The 19,375-nt window shown below is 30.3% G+C and carries 13 protein-coding genes; 2 read left to right on the forward strand and 11 right to left on the reverse strand.

The window, feature by feature from the left end; genetic code table 11:
- Positions 1–33 precede the first annotated feature (33 nt).
- Positions 34–594: a LysR family transcriptional regulator gene (locus ACJDTP_RS20385; RefSeq protein WP_406762258.1), complete on the reverse strand. Its 561-nt coding sequence runs from the start codon at positions 592–594 to the stop codon at positions 34–36.
- A gap of 190 nt (positions 595–784) precedes the next feature.
- On the opposite strand from ACJDTP_RS20385, the gene ilvD reads away from it, so the two are divergent.
- The gene (gene ilvD / locus ACJDTP_RS20390) at positions 785–2,479 is read left to right on the forward strand and encodes a dihydroxy-acid dehydratase (RefSeq protein WP_406762259.1); all 1,695 of its coding nucleotides are present in this window, start codon (positions 785–787) and stop codon (positions 2,477–2,479) included.
- Positions 2,480–2,865: 386 nt separating this feature from the next.
- Positions 2,866–3,771: a LysR family transcriptional regulator gene (locus ACJDTP_RS20395; protein ID WP_406762260.1), complete on the forward strand. Its 906-nt coding sequence runs from the start codon at positions 2,866–2,868 to the stop codon at positions 3,769–3,771.
- 130 nt (positions 3,772–3,901) lie between these two features.
- Here the strand turns inward: ACJDTP_RS20395 and ACJDTP_RS20400 are convergent, their stop codons facing one another.
- From ACJDTP_RS20400 to torT, 10 genes are all read right to left on the reverse strand, one after another.
- Positions 3,902–5,212: an SLC13 family permease gene (locus tag ACJDTP_RS20400; protein WP_406762261.1), complete on the reverse strand. Its 1,311-nt coding sequence runs from the start codon at positions 5,210–5,212 to the stop codon at positions 3,902–3,904.
- Positions 5,213–5,487: 275 nt separating this feature from the next.
- Positions 5,488–6,846, reverse strand: a complete 1,359-nt coding sequence (locus tag ACJDTP_RS20405; RefSeq protein WP_406762262.1) for an enolase C-terminal domain-like protein — start codon at positions 6,844–6,846, stop codon at positions 5,488–5,490.
- A 294-nt stretch (positions 6,847–7,140) separates the two neighbouring features.
- Positions 7,141–7,563 carry a PPC domain-containing DNA-binding protein gene (locus ACJDTP_RS20410; protein ID WP_406762263.1) on the reverse strand — a complete coding sequence of 141 codons (423 nt, stop codon included), beginning with the start codon at positions 7,561–7,563 and terminating at the stop codon, positions 7,141–7,143.
- A 320-nt stretch (positions 7,564–7,883) separates the two neighbouring features.
- A complete protein-coding gene (locus ACJDTP_RS20415) occupies positions 7,884–8,252 on the reverse strand; it encodes a hypothetical protein (protein WP_406762264.1) in 369 nt (122 codons plus the stop codon).
- A 397-nt stretch (positions 8,253–8,649) separates the two neighbouring features.
- Positions 8,650–11,184, reverse strand: a complete 2,535-nt coding sequence (locus ACJDTP_RS20420; protein ID WP_406762265.1) for an FAD-dependent oxidoreductase — start codon at positions 11,182–11,184, stop codon at positions 8,650–8,652.
- 112 nt (positions 11,185–11,296) lie between these two features.
- Positions 11,297–12,550 carry a UV DNA damage repair endonuclease UvsE gene (gene uvsE, locus ACJDTP_RS20425; protein WP_406762266.1) on the reverse strand — a complete coding sequence of 418 codons (1,254 nt, stop codon included), beginning with the start codon at positions 12,548–12,550 and terminating at the stop codon, positions 11,297–11,299.
- Positions 12,551–12,711: 161 nt separating this feature from the next.
- Complete coding sequence (locus tag ACJDTP_RS20430; protein ID WP_406762267.1) at positions 12,712–13,935, reverse strand: FprA family A-type flavoprotein; 1,224 nt, start codon at positions 13,933–13,935, stop codon at positions 12,712–12,714.
- A gap of 234 nt (positions 13,936–14,169) precedes the next feature.
- Positions 14,170–15,879 (reverse strand): hybrid sensor histidine kinase/response regulator, encoded by a 1,710-nt coding sequence (locus ACJDTP_RS20435; RefSeq protein ID WP_406762268.1) that lies wholly within the window; start codon positions 15,877–15,879, stop codon positions 14,170–14,172.
- Positions 15,880–15,951: 72 nt separating this feature from the next.
- Entirely contained in the window at positions 15,952–17,901 is a 1,950-nt protein-coding gene (locus tag ACJDTP_RS20440) for an ATP-binding protein (protein WP_406762269.1), read from the reverse strand.
- Between the two features lie 10 nt (positions 17,902–17,911).
- On the reverse strand, positions 17,912–19,132 hold the full coding sequence (gene torT / locus ACJDTP_RS20445) for a TMAO reductase system periplasmic protein TorT (protein WP_406762270.1): 1,221 nt from the start codon (positions 19,130–19,132) through the stop codon (positions 17,912–17,914).
- Positions 19,133–19,375 lie beyond the last annotated feature (243 nt).

Below are 19,375 nucleotides of genomic sequence, written 5' to 3' on the forward strand. Positions count from 1 at the left end.
TAAAATAATAATATCATTCTTTAACTTTTATGTTTAGAAACAATATTTTCCATTAATACATGTGCTGAATGCGGGATTTAATAAATCAACTGATATGACCAAATATATTTTAGCATCCATCAAGTGAATTTTTTCAATTTCAGGTGATGGTTTAACATTTACCCCTAAGAACATATCAATACTGCCATCTAAAAGTTTCTTTTCTAAATTATCCGATTCATCATGAAAAACAGTAAGGAAAACATTAGGAAAACCTTTTTGATATTCTACCAATAAATCAGGCATAATAATCTTTGCTCTTGTAGAATGCATTCCTATACGTAGCTGTCCACGAATTCCTTCTTTTGATTCAAGAAGTTCTGCATTCATAATATTTTCAATACTTTTTATCTGTTGAAGTCTGCGAACCATTATTTCTCCAGCTTTTGTTAATGACAACTGTGGCTTTCTATGAAATAACCTCACGCCATATTCTTGTTCCAATCGCTTAATCTGATCACTAAAGGCCTGCTGAGTAATAAAAACCCTTCTTGCTGCTTCACTAATACTTTTTTCTTCTGCTGCTATTAAAAAATATTCCCAACTATTCTTCATATGTCCTCCGCTCTTATTCATTTTCCATTAATACTTTTCTATAAAATATTGTTTAAACCATTATAAATCTTTTTTACTTCTGTCTCAATTATATACAATATTTTTCTTGTATATATATGTACTTTTAACTGTTTTACATCAATATCCACAATATCTATACTGTAATTATAAACATAGGGAGGTAAAACATATGGAACAAGATAATAAATTTGATCAAATCAAGGATAATAAATATAGAAGCAGCATCTTAACAAACGGCCTAGAAAGAACAGGGCAACGTGCACTTTTGTACTCAGTTGGATTAGATGAAGAGGATATGAAAAAGCCATTAATCGCAGTCGTTAGTTCCTTTAATGAAATCGTTGCAGGACACATTCACATGCGTGAAATCGCTGACTACGTGAAACAAGGAGTTCGTGATGCTGGTGGTGTTCCTAGAGAATTAGAAACCATTGCTATTTGTGATGGTCTATGCCAAGGACATATGGGTATGCGTTATCCACTTCCAAGCCGTGAGTTGATTGCAGACTCTATTGAAATGATGGTGGAATCTCATCAATTTGATGCAATGGTCCTTATACCTGGCTGTGATAAAATTGTGCCTGGAATGATTATGGCTGCTGCACGTTTAGATATTCCAGCTATTGTTGTTACAAGCGGACCTATGCTTCCTGGTAACTTTAAAGGTAATAGCAATTTCTGTTCTAGTGAACTTCGTGAATATTCAGGACAAGTTCAAGTTGGAAAAATGACTCTTGATGAACTTCACGCTGCTGAACGTGCCGCTTTACCAACTGCTGGTACTTGCGCACACATGGGAACAGCTAATTCAATGGCTTGTATAGTTGAAGCCCTTGGACTTACATTGCCTGGTTGTGGTAGTTCTGCTGCAGTATCTAACAATAAACGTCTTTTAGCTAAACAATCTGGGCGCCGTATAGTAAAAATGTTAGAAGAAGGTTTAACTGCACGTAAAATACTTACAAGAGAAGCTTTATTAAATGCTATTTCAGCAACAATGGCTACAGGTGCATCCAGCAATGCAGTATTACATCTAATGGCTATTGCTAAAGAAGCTGATGTTGATTTAACATTAGATGATTTTGACCGCTTAAGCAGAGAAGTTCCTTTTATCTGCAATTTACAGCCATCTGGAAAATATCCACTTGTTGCACTTGATGCCTGTGGTGGAGTTCCTGCTGTTTTAAAAGCCATTGAAAGCAAATTAAAACCAAATCACATGACTGTAACTGGATATACAATTGTAGAGAATATTAAAGACACTCCTGTAGTAGAAAATGACGTTCTATATCCTCTATCTGCTCCTAAAAATCCAGAAGGCGGACTTGCTGTTCTTTATGGAAATTTAGCACCTAAAGGTGCTGTAGTAAAACAATCTGGCGTTACAAAAAGCATGCATTACTTTAAAGGAATTGCTAAAGTATTTAATTCTATGGAAGAAGCCAATGAGGCAGTTCGAAGCGATACTATTAAAAAAGGTGATGTTTTAGTTATTAGATATGAAGGCCCTAAGGGTGGCCCTGGTATGCGTGAAATGCTTATGACTACAGCTATGATTATGGGACGTGGACTTGGAGAAAGCTGTGCCCTTATTACAGATGGCCGTTTTTCTGGTGCAACACATGGTCCATGCATTGGACATATTTCTCCAGAAGCAGCCGCTGGCGGACCTATTGCTTTTGTAGAAGATGGTGATTCTATTATTATTGACATTCCTAATCGTTCACTTATATTGGAAGTATCTGAAGAAGAACTTGCTAAGCGCCGCAAGAATTGGAAGCCAATTGAAAGACCAATGAAGCCAGCACTAGCTAAATATGCATCCAGAGTTTCTTCTGCTGATACTGGTGCTGTAATGCTTTAGTACAAATAAGATACAATCCAAAATAACAAGTTCATCTGCCAAGTCTATTTTTCTATAATGCTGCATCAGCAGATTACTCTAATAAATTCATTATGAGAGTAATCTGCTTTCTTTCCTGATGAGAAACAATCCTGGCATTTTGAACTTGGCATTTTTTATGTTATCAAATTTAATTTTTAGCACTATTTCTCTTGTATATCAGTTGAAGAACTCTTAATAATTGAGCTATAATATATCTTGTCTAACAAATATTTGAAGTAATTATAATTGCCAAGTTTAAATTGTGAATTGTAAATATACACTATAAGAATATTATTAGCAGTAAAAGTGATTTCAGGGATATCAAACAAATCACTTTTGCTGGCTTAAATCAATAGGAGTTACTTATGGATATCAAACATTTAGAATATATAATAGAAATTGCAGAACAAAAAAATATGACAAAATCAGCAGAGAATCTTTTCGTATCACAATCCTCTTTGAGTCAATATCTCTCTAAGCTAGAAGGTGAACTTGGGACTCCATTATTTAACAGAACTAAAAATGAAATGACACTTACCCCTGCTGGAAACCTGTATGTGGAATCTGCCAAAGCAGTCGTTCAGATAAAAAAGAAACTATATCAGAATATAAAAAACCTTTCCGGTACAGGACGCATAATCATAGGAGTCACTTCTCAATGGGGACTTAATATGATTACGAATATTATTTCAGAATATAAAAAAGCCTTTCCTAATATCATATTGGAAATCATTGAGGATTCTGTACCTTCAATCAAAAAGGACATAAATTTAGGTAAAATAGATTTTGCGATTATGTCAGTTAATACATTAAACGACATTCTAGTGAAATATGAAGTGCTACGTGAAGAAGAGGTTGTTTTTGCAGTGCCAAATACTCATAATTATTGTCTAATTCATAAAAATGAATCGAAACAAATCGTAACATCAGAATTAGAGAAAATATTCAAAAATGATAGTTTTATCTTATCAAAAAAGGATTCCACAATTCGCAATATTGCTGATGACATTTTTAAAATAAGTAATTTTTCCCCAGATACTGTTTGTGAATTAAATAGTATGGCAGCTGTCATAGAAATGGTTTCAAATGGAGTTGGTGTTGCCTTTGTTCCTGAATCCTTTACCAAGCCCAATAAAAATATCACATATTTTTTCTTTTCTCCAAAATTATATCGCTACAATATTCTTGCATATAGAGCAAACCTTGTATTAAATGATGTGGAAAAAATACTTATTAATCATGTTAAAAATTATCATTTTCCAGCGGAATAATATTCAAATAATCAACATCCTATAACGCCTAACACTTTATTGGACAAAAAGAAGATTCATTAATTTGAATCTTCTTTTTGATTAAGACATATTAAACTCATAAAAATACTAATTATCTTATATATGCTTTTTATAAGAAAATACGAAGAGCCATACCTAATACTACCCAAATAATAGTTAGTATCCAGAATAGTGGAAATGCAAACTTTACATAATCCGCCAATTCAGTATGATCTGCTAAGTCACATGCTAAATAAATTTGTGGCTGTGCAACAGGTGATACCATAGCTCCAATATTCATCATTAGTGCAAGTACAACAAATTCAGTTGGTACTCCAAATTTACCACATATTCCAGCAATAATTGGAATTAAAGCATAATACCAAGTATCATTTGTAAATATAAACATAAGTGGTGTACCTATAAGAGCTATTATTATATATACCCAAGCTCCAAGCCCATTAGGAATAATATTAACTAGTACATTGACCATTTGATCCATCATTCCACTTTCTTGTAAGACACCAACAACTACACCTGATAATAATACCGCTGGAGCAGTTGGATATAATTCTGCTGCATATTTACTTAATAATTTATTCTGTAATTTCAAATCACGATAATTTATTGTAAGTGCAAGCACTAATCCTAATGCAAACATAAAGTAATTTGGAACTTTCACTACTATTAATCCGACAACAACTAATATTGTTAATATAAGATTTGGGAAAAACATCTTAGGACGTGATAATTCAGTTTCTTTAAAAGTTTCTTCTAATTCACTATTATCTAATTCTCCCGCTACAATTCCTGCTCCTTTTTTCATTTGAATCTTTGCTAACACAATAGCGAGTATTATGAGAATTACAAGATAAGCAATTTGTATTGGAATTAATTTTGCAAAAATAAAATTTGGTGCATTATCTATAGATTTTAATAAACTTGCTCCTCTTAAGGTTCTTGCATTCCATGGTATAATATAATCAAAACACATTCCTGCTGAACATAGAAACAACAATACCTTAGGATCCATTTTTAACTTTTTATATAATGGAAGTAATAGTGGTATAGTAATTACATATGCTGAAATAACTGAACCATCTATTTCTATTATTGATGGAATTAAAACTGTTATGATAGCAAGACTTATAGGATGTAATTTGGTATGATTTAAAAGCCATTTAACTATTGTATTAAAAAGACCAGCATCATCCATCAATTTAAAATATGGCAGTGAAAATAACATGATCATTGTAAGTGAAAGCGTCATATCTAAACCTTTAGAAACATATTTCGCTATATCATTTAGAGATGAACCTATTAAGATTGCTCCAATAATAGGTATAACACCAAACGCTAATAATGTGCTAACTTTCTTTTTTAATAAAAGATATGTAATAATTATCATCATTGCAAAACCTATAAAAGCTGTATATGTCATTTTTTCCTCCTGATACTTGTTATAAATTTAATATACCTTTTTTAAAACCTTTTCAAAAAATATATCTTTAAAATAACTTTTTATTATAATCTATTTTTTTATAAATACTATTTTTATATTTTATTGTTTGAGGAAATTTCATAATCAAATTATCTTTACGATTGAATCAGTTTATAATCTATAGTTATAAGATACATATATTGTATTTAATCATTTCAAATTTTAATTATAAAAAATCCTCGTTTATACAATTTTATTTAATTCTACTTTTAAAATTATCTAACTAACGCTGGCTTCTTAGGATCAAATTTCCAATCAGTAATTAAATACTGCATAGCCATCGCATCATCTCTATCATGATTATCAAGCTTGTTATAAAGTTCATTAGCAGCCATAACTTTTTCCATATTTAATTTAATTCCAAGCCCTGATCCCTTTGGTACTTCAAGATATCCATCTTTAATCTGTGGTGTATTTTCACATAAATTTTGTCCATCTTGCCAAATCCAATGTGTATCAAGAGCCGTTGGTTTTCCAGGAGCTGCTGCTGCAACATGAGCAAATACAGTTAATGTAATGTCAAAGTGATTATTTGAATGAGAACCCCAAGTAAGTCCCCAATCATTTAAAATTTGTGCCATTCTAACACTTCCATTCATGCCCCAGAAATGAGGATCAGCTAATACAATATCAACAGATTTAAGTGATGCTGCATGATAGAATTGTCTCCAGTCAGTTGCAATCATATTTGTTGCTACTGGAAGGTTTGTTGCATTCTTAAACTCACACATAATTTCACGACTGCTATATCCACTTTCAGGTCCACAAGGATCTTCAACATAAGTAAGAATATCCTTCATGCCCTTACACAAATTAACAGCTTCATTAAGGCTCCATGCACCGTTAGGGTCAATATTAATTCTTCCATTAGGAAATTGCTTTTTAAGTGCCCTAATTGCATCCATTTCCTTAGTACCTTCTAAAACTCCACCTTTTAACTTAAAGTTTTTGAATCCGTATTTTTCTTGTAATGCTACAGCCTGCTCTACAATTTTATCAGCTGTAAGCATTTCATTTCTACGCATTCTAAACCAAGGATCTGTACTATTACTTTCATCTAAGTATGGCAAATTTTTTGCTTTTTCTTTATCTGATACATAGAAAAGATATCCTAACGTTTCAATCTTATCTCTTTGTTTTCCTTCACCTAATAATTCACACATAGGCAAACCAAGATACTGGCCAAGTAAATCTAACAATGCACATTCAATTGCCCATTCAGATTTAACAACAAACTTCAGCTTACTTATATCTAAAGTTTGAATTCCTTCTCCATCATCGCCTTCTGCTCTTGGAGCACCACTTGCTGCTTTATGAATACTATTCAAAATAGAGCGATATGCGCCTACTTCCTTACCTACAACTAAAGGTTTACAACTTTCCAATGCTGAGCATGTATAATTTCCACCATGGATTTCTCCAATTCCAGTGTGACCTGCATTATCCGTTAGAATTACAAGATTTCTTGTAAAAAATGGAGCATGTGCACCACTTAAAGTCATTGACATACTATCATATCCTGCTACAGGTATTACTTTCATATCTGTAACAATAGGACTTCCTGTTTTTGTCATAATATTTTCTCCTCCTCAATTGCTTTTTATAATATTAAATAATTTATTAGCTGGTGAAAACCATTAGATTGGCCTGCATCTAACTCCTGATTTTAGTATACTATCCTCTATGTAAAAGTTCCAATTCATAAATATAATTACAGCAATCACTTTAGCTAATACTAGGCTGTTATGATATAAAAGCTTTAAACTATCCATTGTGATCTATTTAGCATGTGAAAAATAAAAGTTCTGTTTAAAATTAATAGGAAGTGCAAAGCACTTCCTATTATAAACACAATAATATATTTAATTTTACAACTTTAAAAAGTTTAAGTGAAGTTCTGGATCTTGAGCCTTTTCTAATTCTTCTCCTAAATCTCTAAGAAATATTTCCACTGCTAAGGACACTTTCCCCTCAAATAAATGACCCGCTGTAACACTAAAGTTTGAGTCAGATAGTGTTACGTGATTATGAACAAGTGGATCACCATTAGGCAATCTTCCAACGTTACCTACTAGGCTTGTTATTTCGAAGTATTGATCAAAATCTTTAGTCTGATACACTTTTTCTACTGGATTAAACCACCCTAATTTAACATTAGAAAGAGCACCAATGCCTGTGAAATATCCACCTTTTATATTTTCACTTTTACACAACTTTGCAATTTCTTTTACTAAGTCGTCACCCTTTTCCATTTTTATTACATAATCTGAATTTATTTTTCTAAATTTCATATAAACACCTCTCAACTTCATTTTAATTTCTCAATTCTAAATTCTAACTTATAGTAATTTATATATCTCTTTGCTATTACTATAATATTTTTATATTAATAAAGCATTATTTAATTGCACATAATATTAACAAGTAAAATTAATTTGTTTTGTGTATATTACTAGTATAAATTTGTTATTCTATGAAGGATATATATGATAAATTCAGTTTGCTCAGCATGTCAAATATTCTTTCTCCAAAAGCCTTCATGATAAAATAGTTGCTAATTCCATGTATAATATCAAATTTAACCCCTGAGATCCAGTAGTAACACCAGCATTCAAACCTCCAAAAATTTCATAAGGAATAGCATAAAAAAAACAAACAGTACTCCAAAAATTCCAGAATAAAGTGATAATTTAAAATATCTCCCTTCAATAAATTTTCTAAAAGTAACTGTTGTAATGCATAATAGTGGCCATAATATTACATATCCAAGCCACCAAACCCCAAATCCATAAATTATTCTCATGATAAAAACAAAAGTATAAACAATATATAAAGCTTTTCCTTTAAAAATTAGCGAAAATAATATTATAAGTAAGCTTACAATTTCAATATTAGGTATAAAACTCAATATAATCTGTGAGGTAGAAATAACACCTCCAAGCACTCCAAACAAAATGATTTCCTTTGTATCGCTCTTCATCTTTCACTTCACCATCCACTACTTAATTTAAATTCAATGACTTATTTAATTTATAAATATTTCTATTTATTATAACTCCTTTAAATTAAATTTATCCAACCCCAAAATATTATAATAGTCAGGACCACCCGTGAAAACGGGTGGCTTGCTCTGCGCCTGTAAGACTTTGCTACTGGCCGTGCTACTCGCACGTTGAAGCATTTAACTTACAAGTTTGTTCATTTTAATACTCTAAGCTTCTCAAATGAATTTATTCTATTTACAAAGTTAGTTTTTTCTACGCATAGCTAGAAGCTTTCCGGAACCACCGGTCTAACCGGTGGTATTCTTTATACCAATAAAAAACACCTGCAACTTTTTGTAATTACAGGTACTCTTTATACATTTAGCTTATGATCTATTTAAACATATCTTTAAATAATCTACTTTCTTTTACATCTTGAGTTACTTTAGCCAAGTTGCTAGTATCTCCAATTAAAATAGCTCCACATAAACGATTGTTTGCAAAATAATATTTTGTATATGTCTTCTTAACTGGATCTTTAAATTCAACTGTTTTATATTGAATTTCTGGATTTTTACCGTTGTCACCAATTGCATATAATGAAGTATTAGCCCCATTAAATGTTAATGCTGCATCTACTGTTTCATAAGTTAATGAGTCTCCCGCTGCATTAGCCCCTGCTACTTTTCCCATTTCTAGAGCTTGTGACCATATTCCATAATTTATCCCATTATATTCTGCACAATCTCCACATGCATAAATATCAGAAATATTAGTCTCCATTTTTTCATTTACTATTACTGCTCTATTAACATTAATTCCTGCTTCCTGAGCTATTTTAGAATTAGGTACAATACCACAAGATATAACAACTAAATCAGCTGCAATAACTTCTCCTCCATTAATTCTAACTCCAGTAACTGAATCTTCACCCTCTATTTCATCAATTTTTACGCCTAATCTCACATCAATTCCTTGACCTTTAATTATTTCTTCAAGGAATTTTCCGCCTTCATAATCTAATTGACGTCCCATTAATTTATCAGCAAGCTCTAATACTGTAACTTTGCATTTTGCTTTTGTTAATTCCCATGCAGCCTCAAGTCCGAGAACTCCTCCACCTATTACAACTGCATTCTTTACCTTTGGCAATAATTCTGTAATTTTATCTGTATCGGAAATTCTACGAATTGCTATAACTTCCTTCTTATCTTTTCCTGAAATTGGTGGAACAAAGCATTCAGCTCCTAAAGCATATATACATTTATCATACTTTAATTTAATTCCATCTTTAAACACTGCCTCTTTATCTTTAGTATTTATTTCAATTAATTCTCTATCAAGAACATTTGTAATATTATTTTCTTTATACCAAGCTTCATCATGAACTGCAATTTGTTTTGAATTAAATCTAGCTATCATTGACTTTGTAAGCATTGGACGATTATAACCTAGCACATTTTCATTAGAAACTAATACTATAGAACAAGTTTCATTTCTTTCTCTTATGGCCGTTGCAGCGCTTATACCTGCCGCTCCATTTCCAAGAATTAGATAAATATCATTTGTATTATTTTTATAATTGCTATCATCTATTTCAACCGGTACGAAGTTTTCCTTTCCTACACCACAAACTGGACATATTTCAAGACTTGAATCAAATATCTCTCCACATACTAAACATTTTACTAATGTCCTTTTGGCTGACTTTTTCTTTGGATTCTCTTTATTTTGAAGTATACATCCAAAATTATACCCGTAGTCATAAGCCTCACTTAATTCACTATCACTAGGCTTAAATTTAATTCTGAACCCATCATCTACAACCTTCATCCTAAGTTGTTTCAATCTTTCTATAATGTGTGGAACTCCTTCACCACTCCATCCATAACTTCCAAAAGCACTAGCAAGTTTTCCCCCGTGTGTTCTAGCAAACATCTTTATAGTTAAATCCCAAATTGGCTCTAAAGCCTCACCAACTATAGTAGGTGTTCCAAATAAAATACCATCAGCAAATCCTAATTCCTCAATTACTTTTTCCTTATCATCTTCTACTAAATCGTATGATCTTACATCTATATCTCCGCTATCTTTAATACCTTCTGATATTTTACCAGCTAGCTCCTTAGTATATCCATACGCACTAACATAAGGTATAATTACAGTTTTTCTTGGGTTAGGATTAACTACAGTACACCATTCTTTATAAAGTTCCATGATTTCGTCAATTCTACAATCTATAACTGGACCATGCCCCGTACATATCATATCAATATCTAAATCTTTAATTCTATCCAATGCTTTAACCATATATGGCGTCTTAAAAGGCCCAATAATACAATCAAAGTAATATTTAGTAGCTCTTAGGTAGCCCTCATTATCTTTAACCTTACTCAATAGTATTTCATCAAAACTATAGTGAGACCCAAACGAGTCACAAGTTATCAGGGTTTTATCCTCTTCAATATATGTATACATTGTATCTGGCCAATGTAAATTAGGCAAAAACATAAAACGTAATGTTTTATTTCCCAATTCTAAAGTATCATTTTCCTTTACTGTTATGCTATAAAAATCACGATTTACAATATTCTTTAGAAATCCTATAGCAACTTGTGTCCCAACTATTTTAATATTAGGATTTATTTCAATAAGTTTTTCTATACTCCCCGCGTGATCAGGTTCTGTATGATTTACTACAATATAATCAATATCATTAATATCAACTAATTTATTTAATGCACTTAAATACCCATCCCAAAATTTAGCTTTGGCAGTTTCAAATAATACAGTTTTTTCACCTGTTTTAAGTAAGTAGGAATTATAAGATGTTCCAAACTCTGTCTCCATAACTATATCGAATACTTTTAGATTAGGATCTAAAACTCCTGTCCAATAAAAATTCTTTTTTAATTCTAATATTTCCATATAAAATTCCTCCCTATAACTTTCATCTATATGAAAATATTATACCTTTTTTTATAGTAAAACTGTATAAAATACTAGAAAATTATTATAATTCACAATTAATAAATCTTTTTTATAGGAAATAATAAGAGTTTAAAAGGTATGATTCATTATATTTTACAGCCATCTTAAATAATTTATTTTTTATTAATTTTATTGAAACTTTGCCATTTTTATAATCTTCAATGCTTTTTAAAAAGTTCAGTTTCTCTTTATCATCTGCTAAATTCTTAAAATATCCCCATACATGTAATGCAGTATTTATTGAGTTACCAATTGTTATTTCCTCTTCCATAGCATCTTCAATGTAATTATAAAACTCAGCTGCTGGATACTGAGTTTTATCTTTAAGTAACTTCCTTATTTCTAAGTAATTTGAAGGAGAATTCTCTAAAACTTTGTATTTATATCTTCCCCATTCTTCCTCAAGTTTTTTTATTTTGCTATTTTCAGCCATAGAATTTATACACTTTACAGCTGAAAGATTTTTATCCTTAACTTCAAGCATTATATCTATATTTTGCCCTTTTACACTTTCATAGAACTCTATAAACTTACTAATTTTTATCGTATTTGAATGAGAACCTGCCTTTTTCAAAGGGTCTTGCTGAGAATAATGTATTTTCTGCCTTCCATCTTTCTCTTTCCATGTTTTATTGCACTCACTTATCCAATATGAATCGCTTTTTTCTCTATCATAACAATTTATTTCATTATGGAAATTATCAAAAATAACTGGAATATCTAATTCACTTCCTACTTTAAGAACATCATTTATATTGTATGATTTATCATCATTTTCAATAACAAGTCTTTCTTTTACTTGATCATTTAATCGTTTATAATTGTCTGTAAATCTGTTTATGGCCTGCTCTTTATCATTATAAACCCCACCGATATGCAATATAATTTTATGATTTGCTCCAACTCCAAAGTTATCCAAAACTTTAACATGATAATTTAAATCTTCAATAGCTCTCTTTACAACATCATCATTAGGAGAATTAAGTACTGTATATTGCCCTGGATGCATAGATACCCTTATATCATTATCCATGATCTTTCTACCTATTTCCGCAAATTCTTGCGAAAATATATTCCACCATGATAATTGGTTCAGATGACTGGATCCGAATGGTATTAAGTCTGAACTAATCCTAAAAAGCTTTATATTATTCTTTATATTATATTCAATTATATTTTTAAGAGATTTCAAATTATACGATATTATTTCCAATAACTTTTCTTCAGTTAAACTCTTCGCTGTGCAGCTTTTTAAATTAGTATCTGGAACTCCTATTGTTAAACACGCATATCCTATGCTCATTATTTAATCTCCTTTTCTAAGAATCATAATTACTCATACCTTTTCCTTAGTACTCTTTTCTAAACAAAGTCAAAACTCATTCTTTAACTTGTCATTTTTAAAATATGATAACTAAAATTAGGACTTATTACAATAAGTCCTAATAAAATAACAATTACATATTAATTTTTATTTAGATTTTCTTTATTTAAAAGCAGGAATCCAAAATTATAACCATAATCATAAGCATCACTTAACTCACTCTCACTTGGTTTGAATTTAACACGGAATCCCTCATCAACAACCTTCATTCTAAGTTGCTTTAGTCTTTCTATAATATGAGGAACAGCTTCCCCACTCCATCCATAACTTCCAAAAGCACTTGCTAGCTTATTCCCATGAGTTCTTGCAAAGATTGAAGTAGTTAAATCCCATATCGGCTTTAGAGCCTCACCTACTATTGTTGGAGATCCGAAAAGAATCCCATCTGCAAATTCAAGTTCTTCAAGTACCTTTGCTTGATCTGCTGTTTCCATATCATAAGTTCTAACGTCAATATCACCACTAGCTTCAATTCCCTCAGCTATTTTATGCGCTAATTCTCTTGTATATCCATAAGCGCTTACATAAGGGATTATAACAGTCTTTCTTGGATTTGGGTTAGTAACATTAGACCATTTCCTATAGTAATCCATAATTTCATCTATTCTACAATCAAGAACTGGACCATGCCCTGTACAAATCATATCAATTTCTAAATCTTTAATCCTATCTAATGCTTTAACCATGAATGGATTCTTAAAAGGTCCAATAATGCAATCAAAATAATATTTAAGAGCTCTTAAATATCCTTCATTATCTGTAACCTTACTTAGTAGAATTCCATCAAAACTATAATGAGAACCAAATGAATCACAAGTAACTAATGTCTTATCTTCTTCAATATAAGTATACATCGTATCAGGCCAATGTAAATTTGGTACTGACATAAAACGTAAAGTTTTGTCACCCAAGCTTAAAGTTTCATTTTCTTTAACTATTATTCCATTAAATTCTCTGTTAACAATATTCTTCAAGAATCCTATAGCAACTTGGCTTCCAATAATCTTAATATTAGGGTTTATTTCAATAAGTTTTTCTATACTTCCTGCATGATCTGGCTCAGTATGGTTTACTACAATATAGTCAATATCCTTAATATCAACTAACTTATTTAGTGCCTTTAAATATCCATCTAAGAACTTAGCCTTTGCAGTTTCAAATAATACTGTTTTTTCACTTGTTTTAAGTAAATAAGAATTATAAGAAGTTCCAAATTCTGTTTCCATGATAATATCAAATACCCTTAAATTAGCATCTAATACTCCTGTCCAGTATAAATTTTTTTTTAATTCTAATATCTCCATGTAAAAATCCCTCCCTAGATATATTTCGTCCAAATTAGAACATTATACACCTTTTTTGTATAACAAACAATTAATAATACCTTTAACATCTTTATACTAATGTATTTTGTCATATATATTATATATAAATTCTTACATATTTTCATAAAAACATATAAGATATTGCTTGTTTCGTTAATTTTAGTATACATTTATAAATTCCAAGCATACTCACATACTATTTTACTTATTCCTCTACAAATGTTGTTTATATATATCTGAAAATTCAATATTTATTTTTTCTACACGAGTATTGATTATATTATTACTTATATCAACTTTTTCTTTGCTTTTATTTAATACCTTTACCGGAAGCTTAATCGTAAATTTGGTTCCTACCCCATATTTACTTTCCACCGATATCGTGCCATCATGCATCTCTACGAGAGACTTTACAAGGGACAATCCAATTCCACTGCCTTCATAATTTCTTGTAAAAGATTTATCCACCTGCCTAAATCTATCAAAAATAATATCAACTTTTTCTTCTGGGATTCCTATGCCTGTATCTTCTACAGACAAGGTTATATATTCTTCTCCATCAAATATGTTTACAAATATACTTCCATTATCGTCTGTAAACTTTATGCAATTAGAGAGTAAGTTTAACATAATTCTTTCAATCTTATCATGATCACAAGCAATAATTTTTTCTTCAACATCCGTATCAAATATAAGGTTTATATTGTTATTACTTATATAACTAGCTACTGACAGAGTAATTTCTTCTATGACACTGACAATGTTACAATTAATCATATCAATCTGAAAATGTCCTGCATCTAATTTAGTTGAATCAATTAAATTATTTATTAAACGAAGTAGCCTGAAACAATTTTGTCTTTCAATATCTATATTATTAATTATTTTTCCTTTGTCAATCGGTTTTTCTTTATCTAAAAGATCTCTTTTTAGAATTTGTATCACACCTAGTATTATATTAAGTGGTGTTCTCAATTCGTGAGAAATATTAGCAAAAAATTCAGTTCTTAATTTCTCTAATTCTAAAGCCTCTTCTTTTGATTTTAATTCAGTATTTTTTCTTTCAGTTATGTCTCTTACAGTTGCAATAATAACCTTCTGCTCATTAAATATTATTGCACGACTATTACTCTCAACCCAAAACTCTTTATGATTTTTATCTATTGAAATAGCTTCAAGTGTTACTGGAGTATTGATTTTATTTTTCTTTCTATCATTAATCAATTTGAGTATATCATCATATATGTACGGTGAATTTTTTGAAATAATATCTTTTATACTCATACCAATTAGTTCATCAGATAGATACCCATATAGCCTATTAGCAGTATCATTAACGTTAACTATAATCCCATTAAAATCATGAATCAATATTGCATCACTTACCGAATTAAAAATAGTGCTTAAGTAAACTTCACTCTTCTTTAATTTTTTATTTGTTTGCTTTAACTCGTCTATAAGCTTAATATTTTTCATTTTCAATTCATATGTCTCCAAGGCCCTTTTTACAGAAATCAACAACTCATCTGCCTCTAATGGTTTTAAAAGAAATTTATAAATATGCCCTTCATTAATTGAATCAATAATATCTTTCACATCCATGAATCCAGTTAAAATAATACGAATTGCATTTGGAACAATAGATATTGTTTGCTTTAATAATTCAACCCCTGTCATTCCTGGCATGCGCTGATCTGAGATAATCAAATTGATTTTTTTAGAACATGATTCATCTTTAAGTATATTTAACGCTTCAAACCCATTTTCTGCTTTAATTACATCATACTCTTCTTCTAAGAGTCTTGTTAAAGCCTCAAGATTTGCTAGTTCATCATCAATTAATAGTATTGTATATTTTTTATCTTTATTACCATCTGTTTTATTAAGTTCTCTAAGCTTGTCCTTATTTATAACAAATTTCATTTATCTTCTCCTTACTGAAATTAAAATATGATCTTAGATTATGGTGCCTTATTGATTTTATTATTAATATCTTTAGTAAGGAATATGAATAGTTATAGTTGAACCTTCCCCCACCTTAGATTCCACATCAATACTTCCATTGTGTTTTTCAATAATACCATATGATATAGACATACCTAACCCTGTTCCTTGTCCCATTGGTTTAGTTGTAAAAAATGGTTCAAATATTCTTGATATTGTATCTTTAGTCATACCACACCCATTATCACAAAATTCGATTATAATTTCTTTGTTATTGTCAAAAATGCTTATTACTATTAATCCATTATTCTCATATACTAAGTCATTTTGCTTCTCAACTATAGCATGACACGCATTTACAATTATATTTAAAAATACCTGATTTAATTGTGAAGGATAGCACACTATCTTCTTATTAGTTTGAAAGTTCTTAATAAATTTAATTTGTTTAGTATATTGAGTTTTAACTAACCTTATTGTTGTTTCCAAAGCTTCTGAAACATCTATCTCCTTTTTAATTGCCTCATCAAGCCTAGAGAATAATTTTAAATCGTTAACTATAGTTGTTACTTGATTAGATCCATCTAGAATATTAATTATTGATTTAGAAAATTTGTTGAAATATTGTTCAAAAAAATTTAACACATAATCATCCGCATTATCCAATAATTCCATAAGTTCCTCTTTAAAATTGTATAAATCCATATCCAGAACTTTTGAACTTAAATATATATAATTAATGGGATTATTAATTTCATGTGCTACCCCTGCTACTAAAGTGCCAAGACTAGCCATCTTTTCTGACTGAATCAATTTTGTTTGAGCTGATTTGAGCTTATTATGTTGTTCTTCTAATTCAGCAAGAGTCTGCATAAGTTGTTTTGTTCTTTCATTAACTTTATCTTCGAGTTCATCATTAACGCGTTTCAACTCTTCGCTAATTTTTTTACGTTCTGTGATATCATTCCAAACAAATATTATGCACTCTACGCAGTCAATTTCGATTATTTCCGTTGAAAATAATCCAACCCTAACTTCTCCATATTTAGTATTCCAAGTTATCTCTTCATTACGCAACATGCCTCCACTATCTAATATTTGAATCACCTTCAAATGATGTTCTTCATTTTCCCACAAGTTAAACTCATCAGAATGATGACCAATTATATCTTCACGTTTATATTTAAAAGTGCGTAAAAACGCTTGATTTATTTCAATGTATAGTTTATCGCTAAGCCTTACAATGGCAATTACATCGGCGCTATAATTAAATGCCTTATTGAATTTCTCTTCTGAAGATTTGAGTTCATTTATTGCTTCATTCCTCTGCTGAATCATATTATATAAATTTTGAGCCATATTATTAAATTTAATAGCCAATTCCCCTATTTCATCTCTTGAATTAATAAGTAATCTGTGAGTCAAGTTTCCATTTGATATCTCATCAGTTCCTACGCTCAACTCATATATAGACTTGGTAACAATACGAGAAACAATACTTATTGCTAACCAAAGAAGTAAAACCATTACCAAAATCCTTATGATTGTTGCAATTATGTAATTTTCAATAACTTTTGATTTATAATACCTTGTAAGACCTATAGTGACCTCACCTATTGGTATTTCATCTTTTAAAACATTAACTTTCCTTATAATCAAATTTTTCTCAGAATATATATCATCCTTTTTATACTTATTATATATTTCTCCATTACCTTTAGCTTTAACTTGAATGTAACCAATTTCCTCATCCTCAAGTAATGCATCACTAATTTCTTTAATTCCTACAATATTTAAATTCCAAATTGGATCTTGATAACTTAGTGCCGCTAACCTAGTTATTGTTTCGACTTTCTGAAATGAATCCCTATTTATTCCTACAACTAGTATTATTATTCTTATTATTTCAAATATTAACATGGTAATTATAACTACTGTTAATGTTGAAATTGTAAATCTACGCTTAATCTTCATATTCCTAAATTTCTTTTTTATGCTCATAACTTAACCCTTATTTATCCATATGATTTAATACTGGAATATACTCTTTACTTCCAAATAGGTCTTCATACTTAAATTGTGAAATATTATTCCTTGAAATTATAGGCACACACGGACCACTTTGGAATGGGAAATCTACTCCTGCCTTTTCTCCATTTAAAATTCTTACAATCATATCTAGTGCTATTCTACATTGTTGAATAGTTTGATCTGATGGAGAAGCTAAGACAGCTCCCTTTTCTATTAAATTAAAAACATCACTTGTCATGTATGTTGATACAATTCTTATATTTTTAAATTTTTCCTTATGTTCGGCAATAAATTTTTCGGCTTCAATCACTGCTGGAGCACAACCAACTAAATAATCATAATCATCATTATTTTCTAAAACACTTGTTATATGTAATCGCTGCACATCAGGTCTAGTGTCTCCATAAAAAGGATTGCTAATATCTATCTTTTGATCATTTTTCTTTAACCTTGAAACTGCATCTTTAAAACCATTTAATGTATCTGCTGCCCATCCTGATTCTTTTGGCCCAGGAAAAAATGCAATTTTTATATCTTTCCCCGCTGAATCTTCAACTAAATACTCTCCTGCTTTATATCCCATATCATAATAGGAAACTATTGCTTTTGCGCTAATATCAGGAGTATTAATATCATTTACTAGTGCAACAATAGGCTTATTATTATGAACAATGCTCTCTACATCTGAATTAAATTTTTTATTATCTAATGCAGCAAACACTATTCCATCAATTTTATCATCCTCTGCTAAATCCATTAGCTCCTCTTTTTGATTTCCAAACTCTATATATCCCCCAACTGCGTATAACTTTACCTTCACTCCTAATTCCTTTGCATAATTTATTATTCCATAATTCGCTGAGACCCAATATTGATCTTCAAAATGAGGTAGCAAAACGCCTATTGTATATTCTTTCTTAGGCTTAATATGCCTCCACTTTTCTTTTACAACGCCTCTAAGATCACCCTCTTTACTATTTGAAGCAGCATCAATATTATAATAGCTATTTACTATTAATTTTTTTCTAGCTATTTGTGTCAAAATTCTATCATCATTTGTTTCTACTGTAGTTATGCTCTTCGATACTCGTTCTCTTTCCACGTATTTTTCTTTTTCTTTTCTGACAATATCATTAGATCTTATGTTTTTGTGATTTTCTATATATACTAATCCCAATATAAATACTACTGACGTTATCAAAATTGATAGTCCTAACCTTCTATTGATATATTTCCCAAATTTCGTAGCAAAGCACATCCTTACTTTCAAGCTCTATATGGAGATTATATGAAGTATTACTTTAATCGCCATTAAACTCCATTAAACTTGCTATTCTACTATAATCTTTATGCTATCTTAAGTTTAATTTTTTTACTATAATTTGTCAAAACATACTATGTGACAATATTCTGCAAAATATATTCTATACTTAATCTAAATAAG

It is taken from the genome of Candidatus Clostridium helianthi (genome assembly GCF_045310795.1).
GTDB classification, from domain to species: Bacteria; Bacillota; Clostridia; order Clostridiales; family Clostridiaceae; genus Clostridium; species Clostridium helianthi.

Excerpts from the sequence above, each read along its gene's own strand:
- ACJDTP_RS20400 (WP_406762261.1), bottom strand. The coding sequence starts at position 5,212 with ATGACATATACAGCTTTTATAGGTTTTGCAATGATGATAATTATTACA.
- ACJDTP_RS20440 (WP_406762269.1), bottom strand. The coding sequence starts at position 17,901 with ATGAGCATAAAAAAGAAATTTAGGAATATGAAGATTAAGCGTAGATTT.
- ACJDTP_RS20410 (WP_406762263.1), bottom strand. The coding sequence starts at position 7,563 with ATGAAATTTAGAAAAATAAATTCAGATTATGTAATAAAAATGGAAAAG.
- ACJDTP_RS20430 (WP_406762267.1), bottom strand. The coding sequence starts at position 13,935 with ATGGAGATATTAGAATTAAAAAAAAATTTATACTGGACAGGAGTATTA.
- ACJDTP_RS20420 (WP_406762265.1), bottom strand. The coding sequence starts at position 11,184 with ATGGAAATATTAGAATTAAAAAAGAATTTTTATTGGACAGGAGTTTTA.
- uvsE (WP_406762266.1), bottom strand. The coding sequence starts at position 12,550 with ATGAGCATAGGATATGCGTGTTTAACAATAGGAGTTCCAGATACTAAT.
- ACJDTP_RS20435 (WP_406762268.1), bottom strand. The coding sequence starts at position 15,879 with ATGAAATTTGTTATAAATAAGGACAAGCTTAGAGAACTTAATAAAACA.
- ACJDTP_RS20395 (WP_406762260.1), top strand. The coding sequence starts at position 2,866 with ATGGATATCAAACATTTAGAATATATAATAGAAATTGCAGAACAAAAA.
- ACJDTP_RS20405 (WP_406762262.1), bottom strand. The coding sequence starts at position 6,846 with ATGACAAAAACAGGAAGTCCTATTGTTACAGATATGAAAGTAATACCT.
- ACJDTP_RS20385 (WP_406762258.1), bottom strand. The coding sequence starts at position 594 with ATGAAGAATAGTTGGGAATATTTTTTAATAGCAGCAGAAGAAAAAAGT.
- ACJDTP_RS20415 (WP_406762264.1), bottom strand. The coding sequence starts at position 8,252 with ATGAAGAGCGATACAAAGGAAATCATTTTGTTTGGAGTGCTTGGAGGT.
- ilvD (WP_406762259.1), top strand. The coding sequence starts at position 785 with ATGGAACAAGATAATAAATTTGATCAAATCAAGGATAATAAATATAGA.